General features: G+C 35.0%; 13 protein-coding genes. 5 read left to right on the top strand and 8 right to left on the bottom strand.

Going from position 1 to position 14,032, the window contains the following annotated elements:
- Positions 1 to 48: 48 nt before the first annotated feature.
- Positions 49 to 948: a methanogenesis marker 7 protein gene (locus tag MHHB_RS01670; RefSeq protein ID WP_131006894.1), complete on the bottom strand. Its 900-nt coding sequence runs from the start codon at positions 946 to 948 to the stop codon at positions 49 to 51.
- A 20-nt stretch (positions 949 to 968) separates the two neighbouring features.
- Positions 969 to 1,925 (bottom strand): CBS domain-containing protein, encoded by a 957-nt coding sequence (locus MHHB_RS01665; protein ID WP_131006893.1) that lies wholly within the window; start codon positions 1,923 to 1,925, stop codon positions 969 to 971.
- Between the two features lie 193 nt (positions 1,926 to 2,118).
- Here MHHB_RS01665 and MHHB_RS01660 point away from each other — a divergent pair, with 193 nt between their 5' ends.
- Complete coding sequence (locus MHHB_RS01660) at positions 2,119 to 3,216, top strand: 2-oxoacid:acceptor oxidoreductase subunit alpha (protein WP_229701898.1); 1,098 nt, start codon at positions 2,119 to 2,121, stop codon at positions 3,214 to 3,216.
- Positions 3,217 to 3,747: 531 nt separating this feature from the next.
- Here the strand turns inward: MHHB_RS01660 and MHHB_RS01655 are convergent.
- Positions 3,748 to 4,923, bottom strand: a complete 1,176-nt coding sequence (locus tag MHHB_RS01655; RefSeq protein WP_131006892.1) for an RNA ligase — start codon at positions 4,921 to 4,923, stop codon at positions 3,748 to 3,750.
- Between the two features lie 82 nt (positions 4,924 to 5,005).
- On the opposite strand from MHHB_RS01655, the gene MHHB_RS01650 reads away from it, so the two are divergent.
- Positions 5,006 to 5,407 carry a DUF126 domain-containing protein gene (locus tag MHHB_RS01650; protein WP_131006891.1) on the top strand — a complete coding sequence of 134 codons (402 nt, stop codon included), beginning with the start codon at positions 5,006 to 5,008 and terminating at the stop codon, positions 5,405 to 5,407.
- Here the strand turns inward: MHHB_RS01650 and MHHB_RS01645 are convergent.
- Genes MHHB_RS01645 through MHHB_RS01635 form a run of 3 tightly spaced genes read right to left on the bottom strand, consistent with a single transcriptional unit; the run spans position 5,404 to position 7,733 of the window.
- On the bottom strand, positions 5,404 to 6,336 hold the full coding sequence (locus tag MHHB_RS01645; protein ID WP_131006890.1) for a carbohydrate kinase family protein: 933 nt from the start codon (positions 6,334 to 6,336) through the stop codon (positions 5,404 to 5,406). The genes MHHB_RS01650 and MHHB_RS01645 overlap by 4 nt on opposite strands.
- Complete coding sequence (gene hisA / locus MHHB_RS01640) at positions 6,337 to 7,059, bottom strand: 1-(5-phosphoribosyl)-5-[(5-phosphoribosylamino)methylideneamino]imidazole-4-carboxamide isomerase (RefSeq protein WP_131006889.1); 723 nt, start codon at positions 7,057 to 7,059, stop codon at positions 6,337 to 6,339.
- A 35-nt stretch (positions 7,060 to 7,094) separates the two neighbouring features.
- The gene (locus MHHB_RS01635; RefSeq protein ID WP_131006888.1) at positions 7,095 to 7,733 is read right to left on the bottom strand and encodes a MarC family protein; all 639 of its coding nucleotides are present in this window, start codon (positions 7,731 to 7,733) and stop codon (positions 7,095 to 7,097) included.
- A gap of 321 nt (positions 7,734 to 8,054) precedes the next feature.
- Here MHHB_RS01635 and ilvD point away from each other — a divergent pair, with 321 nt between their 5' ends.
- Positions 8,055 to 9,710 (top strand): dihydroxy-acid dehydratase, encoded by a 1,656-nt coding sequence (ilvD, locus tag MHHB_RS01630; RefSeq protein WP_131006887.1) that lies wholly within the window; start codon positions 8,055 to 8,057, stop codon positions 9,708 to 9,710.
- Positions 9,711 to 9,915: 205 nt separating this feature from the next.
- Here the strand turns inward: ilvD and MHHB_RS01625 are convergent, their stop codons facing one another.
- The gene (locus tag MHHB_RS01625) at positions 9,916 to 10,404 is read right to left on the bottom strand and encodes a MogA/MoaB family molybdenum cofactor biosynthesis protein (RefSeq protein ID WP_131006886.1); all 489 of its coding nucleotides are present in this window, start codon (positions 10,402 to 10,404) and stop codon (positions 9,916 to 9,918) included.
- An 8-nt stretch (positions 10,405 to 10,412) separates the two neighbouring features.
- Positions 10,413 to 12,059: a HEAT repeat domain-containing protein gene (locus MHHB_RS01620; protein WP_131006885.1), complete on the bottom strand. Its 1,647-nt coding sequence runs from the start codon at positions 12,057 to 12,059 to the stop codon at positions 10,413 to 10,415.
- A gap of 210 nt (positions 12,060 to 12,269) precedes the next feature.
- On the opposite strand from MHHB_RS01620, the gene MHHB_RS06670 reads away from it, so the two are divergent.
- Both MHHB_RS06670 and MHHB_RS01610 read left to right on the top strand, forming a co-directional pair.
- Complete coding sequence (locus MHHB_RS06670; protein WP_449405556.1) at positions 12,270 to 13,238, top strand: archaellin/type IV pilin N-terminal domain-containing protein; 969 nt, start codon at positions 12,270 to 12,272, stop codon at positions 13,236 to 13,238.
- An 85-nt stretch (positions 13,239 to 13,323) separates the two neighbouring features.
- Positions 13,324 to 13,968 carry a flagellin gene (locus MHHB_RS01610; RefSeq protein WP_131007057.1) on the top strand — a complete coding sequence of 215 codons (645 nt, stop codon included), beginning with the start codon at positions 13,324 to 13,326 and terminating at the stop codon, positions 13,966 to 13,968.
- Positions 13,969 to 14,032 lie beyond the last annotated feature (64 nt).

Here is a 14,032-nt window from a genome sequence, read left to right as displayed (position 1 = left end):
AATTATATCAATTATAATAATCTATTTTTAATTGTTTCATCCTTTTTTCTATCCTACAACCTCCGATGTTGGTTTTATCTTAATCAGAATATAATTCTTCATGTAAGATCTCCTAACTTCAGTTATATCTTTAAGAAGATATTTCCCAACTTTGACGTTCTCTATCTTCTCATGATAGGTGTCATAATCTAACTTTACTCTTAAACCATCTAACTGTGTAACTATGGGCATTGGAGATAAGATACCGAATATATCTTCTACTTCCTTCTCCAATATATCCTTAAGTACAACTGGGGGGACTATTGGAGGGTCGTAAGATAGCTCTTCTCTTTTCTTGTTTATCAACTTTGTAATCTCTTCTACCATCTTCTTTAAGGCCTGTCTCTCCTCACTGTGTCTCAACCTCTGGGCCCTCCTTCCAAGATTTCCCACGTAGGGGTATGGAATATCCAGCTTTTCAGGTCCTCCAGTTACTACAACAGGAATATCTACATCAAAGAGATGTACCTTATCCTTTAAACAGCTTTCAAAGTTGCCCATAACATATACAGCAATATCATGTTCCTCAATCAATCTCTTCTCTTTCTCCTTTATACTGCTTATATTCTTGCCTGCTCCATGGGAAAGCCCTATCATATTGGATTTTGCTCCGTATCTTCTGAGATATTCTGCTATATCACAGGCTGTATGAGGGAGATGGTGTCGAGATAAACTTGGTGCAACGACTGCCACTTCGATCCCTGCCAGTGGCGTTTCAACTACCTTCCCCTTGTACTTCTTGATTTCCCTTTTGAAGTTCTCCAACTCACTTTTAGGCAGTGCTACAGTCATATATACATCCAACTGCATCACATGTTCCTGGATTATAAACCCTCCAACATCTTCAATCCACTCTTTTAATATATTATTCCTATAAACTCCTCCCTCATATCTAACGATTTCGTACATTTCTTCCACCGATAGGATTTTTAGAAGTCAGATCTAATGGTGATAGTCCCGAATGTCTTCTTACTGTCGTTGAAGAGAGTAACATCTGTAATTATCCTCTGGATTGAGGATTTCTCATCTATAAGGGTAATGTGATCAGTTAGTACTATCTCTTCAAAGGCGTACTCATCTATCTTCTTCAAAATCTCCCTTATTATATCTATCTCCAGTATATTAATCGATTTAGTGGTTATGGATATATGATCCACTGTATCTCCTGCCATCATTATCTTAACCAAGGGCTCCCAGTCCTTAGTTAATATCTCTATATAATCTTCCTTTTCAGAGATAATATAATCTTTACTTCCAAGTAACATAATAAGATCATCTACAAGTTTCTTCAACTTTTCCTTTTTATTTCTGTCGTAGAAATAAAAATTAGATATTCTAGAACACTTTTGAATCTTTGCAGAACCTTTACTGTATATCTTGTAAGTCCTTACAATATCTCCTCTACTTACTATACCTATAAGTTCTCCCTTGTCATCTAATACTAACAACCTTCCAATATCCATCTTTGCCATTATTTTCTGGGATTCTGAGGCAGAAGTTTCTGGAGATATAAACACTAATTTATCCTTTGGAGTCATTATATCCTCAATAACGTTTTTTTTACCACTTTTTTCTAGATCTCTAAAGGTAACCACTCCAACTAATTTCCCCTCGTCGTCTACCACAGGATAACCCATATGCCTGTATTTCTCTATATACTCCTTTAACTTATCGATACTATCGTTCTTGTTGATAGTTATTATATTTCTTGTCATTATATTTTTTACAGGGATCTTCTCCAAAACTCTCAAGTCGTAAAGTTTTACAAGATCTTCCTCAGCTTCCTTTACAAATAAGGTAATGTGATCAAATATATTAAATAACGAGTTCTGTTCTAATCCAATATTGTATACTCTTTCTACAGTAGATAGTTTCTTAAACAGCATATATGACACCATTTTTATATTAATTAACAGGTTATTATAGTGATATTTTTAGTAAATAATAATTAAATGATAACTATATAATATTAATGGTCAGATCTTTATAGGCAGATTTATTCGAAAATTGAATACAAAAAATTCTCATGAAAGCATCTAAAAATATTAGAGGAAAAGGATATAATAATAGGTGATATCTTTGAATGCAAAAGTTGATTTTATCCAAGGTAATATTGCATGTGCAAGGGGAGCAATCAAAGTAGGTTGTAGATTCTTCGGGGGATACCCTATAACTCCATCTACCGAGATAGCTGAGGAAATGGCAAGGTCTCTTCCAAAGGTAGGGGGGTACTACGTCCAGATGGAAGATGAAATAGGGGCAATGGCTAGTGTAATAGGTGCAAGTTGGGGGGGATTAAAGGCAATGACTGCAACTTCAGGTCCTGGACTCAGTTTAATGATAGAACAGATAGGGTACGCCTATATGACAGAGACACCCTGTGTAATAGTAGATGTGCAGAGGGGAGGGCCTTCTACAGGACAGCCCACATATGCGAGCCAGGGGGATATGATGCAGGTAAGATGGGGTGCCCATGGGGACTACGAACCTATAGCTCTCGCCCCATCTTCGGTACAGGAGATGTATGACTTCACAATTATGGCATTCAACTATGCCGAAATATACAGGATACCAGTTTTTGTTATGGCAGATGAGATAGTAGGGCATATGAGGGAGAAAGTGGTGCTCCACGATAACGTCCAAATAATGGAGAGGGCTATACCTGAGGAAAAACCCTGTAAGAAACCTTTCCCATTTGATAAAGATGTTGCAGAGATGCCTGTATTTGGAAGGGGCTACAACGTACATGTTACAGGACTTACCCACAACGAAAGGGGGTATCCAGATGTCTCACCTGAAACCCACGATAAGTTAGTTAGAAGGATATGTAATAAGATATTGAAAAATAAGGATAAGATTGTAAAGTATGAAGGAAAATACTTAGACAGTGATATAGTATTCCTCTGCTACGGCACTCCATCAAGGACTGTTAAATATACAGTTGAGATGCTGAGAAAGAACGGATACGATGTAGGATATCTGAGACTTATAACTGTGTATCCATTCCCCGATAAAATAGTAAAGAGTCTAAAGGCATCCAAGATCATAGTACCAGAGATGAATTTAGGTCAGATTGCCGAAGAGGTGATGAAGCACAGTAGAGCTGAAGTAACTTCCTGTAGTAAAATAGGTGGAGAGTTGCACAGGCCAGAGGATCTTATAGCATTTCTGGATTAGAGTTAAGAGTATACCATAATAGCCATATGTACATAAAAAGAGTTAATAATCTATGTTCAATATAATGTAGAAGATAAAACGAGATTTTACTCTTTTACTATTCTTTTACTATTATTAATTCTTTATTAACCCTATGGTATTTAACATTTTTAAGAATTTTATTATTTTTAATTTTTAGCCCTTAATACTACGTTATAGAATTGTATTATTTAACCGTTCTAGTTACCGCTCTTTTAGAACACATAAAACTAATCGTAGCTAGTAACCTTCTAGCCTTCTATCTTCATTGACTGGCTTTCGAGAGGAACGGAGACTCTCACATCTTCAGGGCAATGCAGAAACCCTGTACCCATTCAGGCTTAGCCTATCCCCACATATCGGGCACAGAGGAAGTATGAGCAGGATTAACGAAGAGAAAATATTTTAAATGTTTCGCTGTGCAATCTATAAAACAGCCTACTGCCCAGAAAACATTGTGGAAAATATTAGATGGTCCGATTTCTACCTTTTTCATTGTTTATCTCTCTGTTTTTACCACAAACTGCCATCTAAATAACTTTTTATTTTATCTTTTGTGGATGGATACACTTTACCTATAACTACTCTACAGATACCATTTTTCAATACTTCTCTCTCTTTTACAACATAGGATATATGCACCTCCCTTAGATATTTGAAAAACTCCTCTGTATCTTCTTCACTCTCGAAGTATAACTCAAAATCCTCTGTAATCAGCTTCCCTCTGGAAACCTCCCTTATAGATTCTACCATTGGATAGACTATGGATTTTCCTATGGATACAGCTCTTCTTTCCAGCTCTTCTTTCCCTTCATTAAACTCGTAAGATTGATACCCCTCTCTTATCAATCTACTAAACATGAAATGGATACCTAAGTCAAAAGTATATCTAAAGGCTACAGAAAGGTCCTGGCAATGGGTGTAGTGGGTGGTGTACTTTATAGGATCTACCATCATATTAGGATCCTTTAAGACTATTCCCTCTCTACCTTCACTGTTTAACTTCAATACAATATTTTTTATCTCTTCTACATCTTCCTTCTTGAATACACCTAAGGGTTTTACATAGGGAACGTTGTATTCCTCCAACAGTCTATTTCTATCTTCTACAGATAGGGGGGTATTCTTCTCCCTATCTTTTACGTCAAATATATAGAGGCCTAAATTTTCTTTAATAACTACATTTTCATCCTCGTAGATCTTCATATCTACTTCGGGATAATAATGGGAGACGTAAGGGTTGTTTAATCCTATCATTTCTCCACATAGCATTACCTCTGGGTGATCCTTTAGAATATCTGTATTCAACAATTTCAACACCTTTTTGGTGGTAAAGGGGCAGATTCTACCTCCTCGAGTAATTGCCAGTACTTCATCTTCTATATATACCACCCTTACGTTGTATCCGTTTAACTTTTCCTCAACTACCACCTTATCGATAAAGTACTTTTTAACTGTTGGGTCTAATACTAAAGCTCTCCTTATTTTCGGATATCCCATTACAACATCCATCTCCTTGTTTAAAAATAGAACAGTTCCTCTCTCAATATGCCTAACTTTCTTTTTAAATATAATATATCTCTTGTTCTTATATTTACAGAGAGAAATCACCTTTCTATCAATAGCATTCTTTATAACCTCTTTTTCTAGGTTTAACCTTTCAGATACTTTAGAAATATAGATATCCATAGGAATCACTAAATGATTTATGTATAAATTTTTATTATATTAGTATTATAATTATTTGTTAAAAAATAAATAATGTGATATTATGGATTACGTTGAAATTATGGGAAGATCTATATCAAAGGGCGTAGTTGAAGGTGAAGCATTGGTATCACATAAACCCATATCTTTCTTGGGAGATATAAATAAAGAAGGCATCGTAACCGATAGAGAGAGTGATATATATGGTAAAAGTATAAAAGAGAAAATATTAGTCTTTCCAACTGGTAAAGGTAGTACTGTAGGATCTTATGTTATCTACTCCCTTGGAAAAAGAGGTATATTAAAGGGAATAGTAAACAGAGAGTGTGAACCTATAGTGGCAACTGGGGCGATACTGGGTAGGATTCCCTTAGTAGATAAGATAGATATCTCCAAGATAGATACTGGAGATTGGATAGTCTTAGATGGAAACAAAGGGATAGTTAAAATATACAAAAGAAATTAACCTTTATCCTTTCCAATAGTATATCCCTTTTTTTTCAACCTCTCTATAACATCCTTCCAGGTAGGAAGGTTTGTCTGACATCCTCTTTTTTCAACTATAAAGGAAGCTACTGCAGAAGCTACAAGACCACAATCCTTGAGATTGTAGCCTTTCAGATAGGCAGTTAGAAATCCAGCCCTGTGACCATCTCCAGCTCCCGTAGGATCTTCAACCTTTGTAGGTATTGGAGGTATTTTTATCTCTTTATCCTTACTGTATATAATACTTCCCCTTTCTCCAAGAGTTACTACTAAGGTAGATACCATCTTCCTGAAATCTTCTTCATTTATCTCCAACAGTTTAAGAGTCCTCCTGTATTCATGGATATTCATAAATACAAAGTCTACATTATTTACAATATACTCCATATTTTCCTTAGAATAGAGAGGCAGATCCTGTCCAGGATCAAAGGATATCACTTTACCTTCCTTCTTCGCAGTATCGACACATCTTACATTGAAATCTGGATCACCTGTAGCTAAATGTACTATATCTCCGTCAAAGTTTGGAGGTTTTAATTCCTTGTAGTGCTTAGCCGCTCCCCATAGGAAGAAAGTTATCTGATTGTTCTTTGGATCCGTGAATATCCAGGCCTTAGGGGTTTCTTCTTCATCTGAATGATAGATATCAGAGACATCTATATTGAGACTCTTTAGATAGGAACTGTAACCAGTGTTTATAAAGTCGTATCCTACACAGGAGACTATACCAGATTGAAGTCCTAACTTAGCAACTGCCACAGCCACATTACAGGCAGCACCTCCATAGTATCTCTTAACAGAAGGTATCTGAATGGAGGTGTTTGGTTCAGGAAATCTTTCAACATTGAAGATATAGTCAAGGGCTATATGGCCAACGGTAATTATCTTTTTCTTATCTTCAGAGTTCATCTAACCACCTTTAGAGATCTCGATACACTTCTTAAGATTCAGTAAGTTTTTATATAGTGCAGATCCTATAACTATACCTTCAACTCCAATATCTTTCAGTTTAATGATATCCTCGTAGGTACTGACTCCACCGGATGCTACAACTGGAATATTTAACTCATCTACTAAGATCTTAACAGTCTCGATCTTTACCCCTCTAAGTAACCCCTCAACATCTACATCTGTAAATAGAATACTTCCTGCTCCTTTTTTCTCTAATATCTTACCAATATCTACTGGAGAGTATTCAGTCCTCTCCTTCCATCCCTTTATAACTACCTTTCCTTCTTTAGAATCTAGTGCAACCATTACTCTTTTCTTACCTACCTCCTTAGAGAGTTCCTCCACGATCTTTGGATTCTTCACTGCAGAAGTACCTAAGATGACTCTGTAAGCCCCAGCATCTATGAGATCTATTCCATCTTCTACAGATCTTATACCACCACCTACTTGCACAGGCACCTCTAAGGTACTTACTATCTCCTTAACTATATCTACGTTGGTATCTCTCTGATATATAGCTCTATCTAAATCTACTACATGGATCATCTCTGCCCCTTCATCTACCCATCTCTCTGCTACCTTTAGAGGGTCCTCTAATTCCACAAGTTTCTTCTTAGGATCTCCCTGTATAAGTTGGACACACTTTCTATCTTTAATATCTACTGCTGGAATGATGATCATCCTTTCATCACCGTCATTGATACTTTATATAAAATTTATTTTCCTATTAGCGATGAAAACATTCCTACTAAACCACTCCATATTATTTCAATAGAAATAGCCCCTAATATTAATCCCATAATTCTTACGACAGCGTTTATTCCTGAAGTTCTTAGAACCATTACTATTTTCTCGGATATATAGAGTATAAATACGGATACCCCAGTAGCTAGGAAGATAGAGATCACTATAATTAACTTATCTAATATCCCAGTGGCGTGTTCCATAAGTATAATAGTAGTCGTTATACTTCCAGGGCCTGCAAGTAGAGGAATACCTAAAGGCACTACTGCAATATCCTCTAACTGTGACATCTCTTCTTTTTCCTTCTGTGTCTGTTTAATCTTGGACATCTTGGCATGGAGCATATCCCAAGATATTTTTAATATCAATAACCCTCCAATAACCTTAAAAGAGTTTATAGTAATTCCAAAAAAATTGAATATATACTTCCCAAAGAATCCAAATATTAAGAGAGTTAGTATTACAACAACTGTGGTTCTCTTTAGTATATGTATTACCTCTTTTTCTGTGTTATTGACCGTCCATATATAAAAGAGAGGTGCTAAACCTATAGGGTTCATTATTATAAAGAGTGATGTAAAGGAGTATATAAAAAGATTAATATATCCCATAATTCCGCCCTTGATGTATGATGTTAGTTGAATTATCATTTTTCATTAACTGTTACTATATATTAAATAGAAGTCCTGTTATTTTATTGTGTTTCCATAATTCCTAATTATTTTTAATCTTTATTATAATTATAATTGAATTTTAATTTTATATTACTTTTTGATAGGACTAAAGTTTATTTTAATTATTTGTAAATTTTATTGTAAATTTTAAAGTTTTATATATTCTGGGCTATATATAAACAATATTTATAAATATTTTAAAATTCTATTTTTTAAGGACAGGATTCTTCTTGAGAGAAATTATATAATGGTGATAAGTTGATCAGCGATAGGGTAAAAATGGAGATAAATAGAGCTCCCCATAGGAGTCTGTTAAAGGCCTGTGGTTATACTGATGGAGAAATAGATAAACCATTTATTGGAGTGGTTAACAGTTATACGGAGGTTGTACCTGGACATATACACTTAAGAACTCTTGCAGAGGCTGTTAAGAAGGGTATATATGCAAATGGAGGTACTGCCTTTGAGTTTAATACCATGGCCATCTGTGACGGTATTGCCATGGGACATGAAGGGATGAGATACTCCTTACCTTCAAGGGAGATTATTGCAGACACTGTAGAGAGTATGGCTAAAGCCCATGGTTTTGATGGGTTGGTACTTATTCCTTCCTGTGATAAGATAGTGCCTGGCATGATAATGGGAGCACTGAGACTGAATATTCCCTTTATAGTCGTTACTGGAGGTCCTATGCTTCCTGGAGAGATCCGTGGAAGAAGATACGATTTAATAAGTGTATTTGAAAGTGTAGGGGCTTATAAAGCTGGGAAGATAGATGAAGAGGAGTTAAGGGAGATAGAAGATTATGCCTGTCCCGGCCCTGGAAGCTGTGCAGGGCTATTTACAGCAAACACCATGGCATGTATAACTGAGGCGTTGGGATTATCTTTACCGATGTGTGCCACAACTCACGCCGTAGATGCCCAGAAGATAAGGATATGTAAGAGGAGTGGAGAGATAGTAGTAGATCTAGTGAGGAAAAATATAAAACCCACAGATATCCTTACAAAGGAATCCTTTGAGAATGCCATACTTGTAGATCTGGCACTGGGGGGCTCCACAAATACAACGTTACATATCCCTGCAATTGCAAGTGAGATAGAGAGGGAACTTATAACCTTAAATGACTTCGACAGGTTAAGTGAGGAGGTGCCCCACATAGCTTCCATTAGGCCCAATGGAGAGCACTTTATGTTAGATCTACACAGGGCTGGAGGTATCCCCGCAGTGCTGAAGGTACTTGAGGATAAGATAAGGGATGCTAAAACTGTAAGTGGGAAGACTATAAAGGAAATCATAAGAGAGGTTAAATATATAGATCATAGAATAATAAGGCCTATAGATAAACCTGTACATAAGGAGGCAGGTTTAAGAATATTAAGGGGGAATCTAGCCCCAAGGGGTGCTGTAGTTAAGATCAGTGCAGTTGATCCAAAGATGTACAGACATGAGGGACCTGCAAGGGTATTCAACTCTGAGGAGGAAGCTTTAGAGGCGATACTTGGAGGGGAAATAGAGGAAGGAGATGTAATAGTCATAAGATACGAAGGTCCTGCAGGGGGTCCTGGAATGAAGGAGATGTTAGCTCCAACATCTGCAATATGTGGTATGGGGTTGGATGATAAAGTTGCTCTTATCACAGATGGTAGATTCAGTGGAGGTAGTAGAGGTCCCTGTATAGGTCACGTATCTCCAGAGGCCATGGCTGGAGGGCCTATTGCTGTGGTAGAAGATGGGGATATTATATCCATAGATATGATAGGTAAAAGTCTCCAGTTGAAGATACCTGAAGAAGAAATAAAAGAGAGGCTCTTAAGATGGAAGAGGCCAGAACCAAAGGTTAAAAGTGGATACTTGGCAAGGTATTCTAGATTAGTTACTTCGGCAGATGAAGGAGCAATATTGAAGTTTTAACTATTATTTTTTTACATAAAAATTTTTAAGAATAGAAATTAACATAAATCCTAATAGGCTTCTCAATATCGAGAGTAGTCCGATGACAATAATTTTGCTATTTTATCCGTATTTGCTCTTTTTATTATAACCTTTATTTATTTTATAATTATTATTTTATTGAAATTCATGGTTATTGATTTTTTAATAATCTCTTGCAAAATATTTACTCCCTAATATGCTTTAAAATATGTCCTGTCTCCTCTTTAATAATAGGTAGTGCAGTTTTACAGGCATTTAAGGATCCTGGCAGTGCGTATATTACTTTACCCCTATATATTCCTGCAGTGGTCCTCGACAGTATTGTAGCGTATTTTACCTCTTTATAACTTAGATTGTGGAATAATACAGAAAACCCGTTTAACTCCTTTTGAAACATCTCCTTCAAAATCTCTGGGGTATTATCCCTTGAGGAAACTCCAGTACCACCAGTTACAACTATACAGTCCACATCTGTGAAGTCTATGAGGTGATCTATAACTCCTTTTAACATATCTCTGTTATCTGGTATTAACACATAGTATTTGGCATTTAGTTCTTTTTTTAAAAAATTTCCGGATTTATCTTCTACAATTTCTCCAGAAATTAATTTATTAAACCTACTATCACTTACAGTTACTACTCCATAGACAATATCTTCTATCTTCTCGTGCATTCCCATCCCTATTTTTTATCTTTCTCTTCTCTGTTGTACTCCAAAAGTGTATCTTCTATAAGAGACTTTACCATAATTTCATGGACTAACTTGTACATTTCCATTTCATTTTTACTGTATTTCTCAAGAATTTCCAACAGTTCGTTAGACAGTGGAGTTTTTATACAGGTATTCTCTGGTATGATATATACCTTTTTACCATCCTCTAACTCCACCTTTACACATTCTGACTCTAACGCTACTACTACCTTAAGTACATTTTTTTCGGCCTCTTCTATTACCATATTTATATCTTGTGTATTTATTCCCTTTTTCTCATCTATTCGTTCTCTTATTATATTTAAAAGTTTGTTGAAGTTGTTGTTTTTATTCAGGTAGGGTTCCAACTTTTTTATCTCATTGTATAAGGTATCTAATAGATTTAATGGATAGTGAGTTATGACCTCTTCTAAAAATTTTACATTTTCCTCTTTCTCTAAATTACGGAATCCATGGAAGATAGTGCTAAGTATATTCCTGTCGATGTAATTTCCTTTGACTAATGCTAATACCACCTCGTGTCTTAACTTCGAAACCTTCAGTTTCTCCCGTAAGATGGTTAGATATTTATTAATGTATTTAGGATTGTATAGGGCCATGTTACCTATAATTCTTATAATCATCTTATTTGATTGAATATCTTCATCGTTGTTGAGTATATCATATAATCTGTCCATGTATGGAATTAAAAGGGTGTAGTCTAATGTTGATAGGTTGTAGAGAAGTTCTAAAAGGGGTTTTCTTATTAGTTTGTTATGGATTAAAGCGTTTATATCCAATTTTTTGAATTTTTGGGGACATATATGAGATAGTATATTTAAGGCTAATAGTGAGTAAATTATTAATTTACTGTCATTTTCTCTATTTACAATTTCTATAAGAAGTTCTATGGCATCATTGAAGTGTTCCAAGTTGTTGTTACTTAGTTTCCATATTGCATATGCACTGTATCTTTTAAGTTCTGGAGGAGGACCCCTCAGATATTTAATGATCTTCTGGGCTACTTCTCTATCAATTTTTACATCTCCAATATTTCCCAAGGTTTTAAGTACATTTATTTTTATAATTGTACTATCCTCATCGAGGAGTTTTAATATATCTTTTATGTAATTTTGTACAATATCGGGGTAGATTTCACTTATGTTTTTAATTATCTCGGTATATAGAATTTTGTTCTTTGATTTCATCTTTTTCAGTACTTTATTTATAAGTTCGTGTTTATTCTTACATTTTAGATTTATAGATATTTTAACTATTGCATAGGCTGCTGAATATACTACATCTAGATTTTTGTCATTTAATTTTTCTAGTATTCTATCTAAATACCTTTCTACCGTTTCATAACTTACAAGTCCAATATTCCCCAAGATTTCAACAGTATTTTTTCTTGTTCTCCAATCTTTGTCATCCATCAACTTTATTAGATATGGTACAATATCTTGAAGTGCCTCAGGATTTGTTACTGATATAAAAGAGATCTCGTTAAGTAGGGATAGTTTTGTTTTAATACTTCCTTTTTTAAATGTTTTTAATAGATTTTTTAGGTTTTGAGGATCTAAAGGAGTGAGGTTGTTATCATCGAGATTACTTAGAATCTTAGATGTCTTTTCCATCATGATCTCGCCATCTAATGTCGTTATAGTCAATATCCATATAAATTAATATATTAAGTTTAAAGGGTAGGTATTTGTGTAGGTTTTTTAAAATACCTACATAAAAAGATACAAAAATGTATGCAACATGGAATACAAAAAAAGTATTTATTATACTGTTATAAAATTAGTAATTGCAAATAATACAATACAACTACAATTAGGTGGTATACCATGAGATTGAAATTCTTAGAATATCTCAAAAGTAAAAGAGGAGCAATGGGTATTGGAACCCTGATAATCTTCATAGCTATGGTATTAGTAGCAGCAGTTGCAGCAAGTGTGTTAATAAATACAAGTGGATTCTTGCAGCAGAAAGCATCCTCCACAGGTAAGCAAAGTACAGAACAGGTTGCAAGTGGATTATTCTGTAGTGGAGTATCTGGCCATATATTTACCTTTGACGGTAATTATTATGATTTAGATAGAATGATAATGTACATTTCCCCTAATGCTGGAAGTGCTCCAATTGACTTAAAGGAAGCAAAATTATTCTTAACTTATGATGGTAAAAGTGTAATATTGAAATATGGCGGTACAATACCTGCTACTGCTGGATGTGATAACCTTTTTGAATTAACGAATACGGGAGAAGTGAATATTACTTCTTCAGATTACACAAGCATTACACTTGTGGATGATGGTACTAATAACAAATATATTATAATAACGACAAGCGACCACAAAATAATGGCATTATTGAAAGAATTTGATGGTAAAAATGTAAATATTAATGCTAACAATACATTAACAGATAGTTCAGCATCATTAAATATCGTATCATATAATGGCACTGAAATGGTTGTCAATATTACTACGAATGTAGCTTCTTCTGGAACTGCTAGTAGTACTTCCTTAGACTGGGCATACATTAGCAGCGATTCAGCAACTTGGGGAGGTACTGACGATAAACAGTTCTTAGTAGTTCCATTACAAGACAATGATAAGTCAGTGGTGAACAATGCAGTAATAAACAAAGGAGACTTAGTGGCAATATTGATAAACACTGAAGCAGCATTCAGCAGTGGGATACCTGAAAGAAAAGAAATAACAGGTAAATTACAGCCAGAATTTGGTGCTCCTGCAGTAATAGACATAGTAACTCCAGCGGCATATACCAGCGAAGTAATCAACTTACAATAAATATTTAGTACTAAATTAAAATTTTTAATAAATTAATTAATATTTAATAAAAAAAATAAAAAAGGTGGGGTGGTATACCATGAGATTGAAATTCTTAGAATATCTCAAAAGTAAAAGAGGAGCAATGGGTATTGGAACCCTGATAATCTTCATAGCTATGGTATTAGTAGCAGCAGTTGCAGCAAGTGTGTTAATAAATACAAGTGGATTCTTGCAGCAGAAAGCATCCTCCACAGGTAAGCAAAGTACAGAACAGGTTGCAAGTGGTATTAACATATTGGAGATTGATGGAGAGCACAATGGGACCAACATAAACAGAACTGCTATATATATCACACCAAATGCAGGAAGTGCTCCAATTGATTTGAGCCAAGCGGTTGTAATGATAAGTGATGGTGAAAAAAGATTAGTTGCAAAGTATGATCCTAACATTTATTATGATTTAAGTAATGGTGGATCATTATTTGATACCGTCAATTGGAGTGGACTAAACTCATCAAAATTTGGAATAGTAGTCATTCAAGATGCTGATGGGTCCTGTAAGCAGGATACACCAGTAATAGACAGGGGAGATATTGTAGCAATCGTATTAAATACAACAGCATTAAATATGGGACCAAGATCAACTATAACAGGAAGTGTACAACCTGAATTTGGTGCTCCAGCCATAATATCCTTTACAACACCAGCAACATATTTAAGTGATATGGAAGTAGTTCGACTTCAATAATTAACAATCTTACTTTTTAACAATCTTTCTATCTCTCCTTACAAAAATTTTTTAGGTGGATTGT

Origin of the sequence: Methanofervidicoccus abyssi, from assembly GCF_004310395.1 — an archaeon.
Taxonomy (GTDB): domain Archaea; phylum AGJL01; class Methanococci; order Methanococcales; family Methanococcaceae; genus Methanofervidicoccus; species Methanofervidicoccus abyssi.
This window is presented reverse-complemented; position numbering and strand designations above follow the sequence as displayed.

Excerpts from the sequence above, each read along its gene's own strand:
- MHHB_RS01670 (WP_131006894.1), bottom strand. The coding sequence starts at position 948 with ATGTACGAAATCGTTAGATATGAGGGAGGAGTTTATAGGAATAATATA.
- MHHB_RS01665 (WP_131006893.1), bottom strand. The coding sequence starts at position 1,925 with ATGCTGTTTAAGAAACTATCTACTGTAGAAAGAGTATACAATATTGGA.
- MHHB_RS01655 (WP_131006892.1), bottom strand. The coding sequence starts at position 4,923 with ATGGATATCTATATTTCTAAAGTATCTGAAAGGTTAAACCTAGAAAAA.
- MHHB_RS01650 (WP_131006891.1), top strand. The coding sequence starts at position 5,006 with ATGGATTACGTTGAAATTATGGGAAGATCTATATCAAAGGGCGTAGTT.
- MHHB_RS01645 (WP_131006890.1), bottom strand. The coding sequence starts at position 6,336 with ATGAACTCTGAAGATAAGAAAAAGATAATTACCGTTGGCCATATAGCC.
- hisA (WP_131006889.1), bottom strand. The coding sequence starts at position 7,059 with ATGATCATCATTCCAGCAGTAGATATTAAAGATAGAAAGTGTGTCCAA.
- MHHB_RS01635 (WP_131006888.1), bottom strand. The coding sequence starts at position 7,733 with ATGGGATATATTAATCTTTTTATATACTCCTTTACATCACTCTTTATA.
- MHHB_RS01625 (WP_131006886.1), bottom strand. The coding sequence starts at position 10,404 with ATGCACGAGAAGATAGAAGATATTGTCTATGGAGTAGTAACTGTAAGT.
- MHHB_RS01620 (WP_131006885.1), bottom strand. The coding sequence starts at position 12,059 with ATGATGGAAAAGACATCTAAGATTCTAAGTAATCTCGATGATAACAAC.
- MHHB_RS06670 (WP_449405556.1), top strand. The coding sequence starts at position 12,270 with ATGAGATTGAAATTCTTAGAATATCTCAAAAGTAAAAGAGGAGCAATG.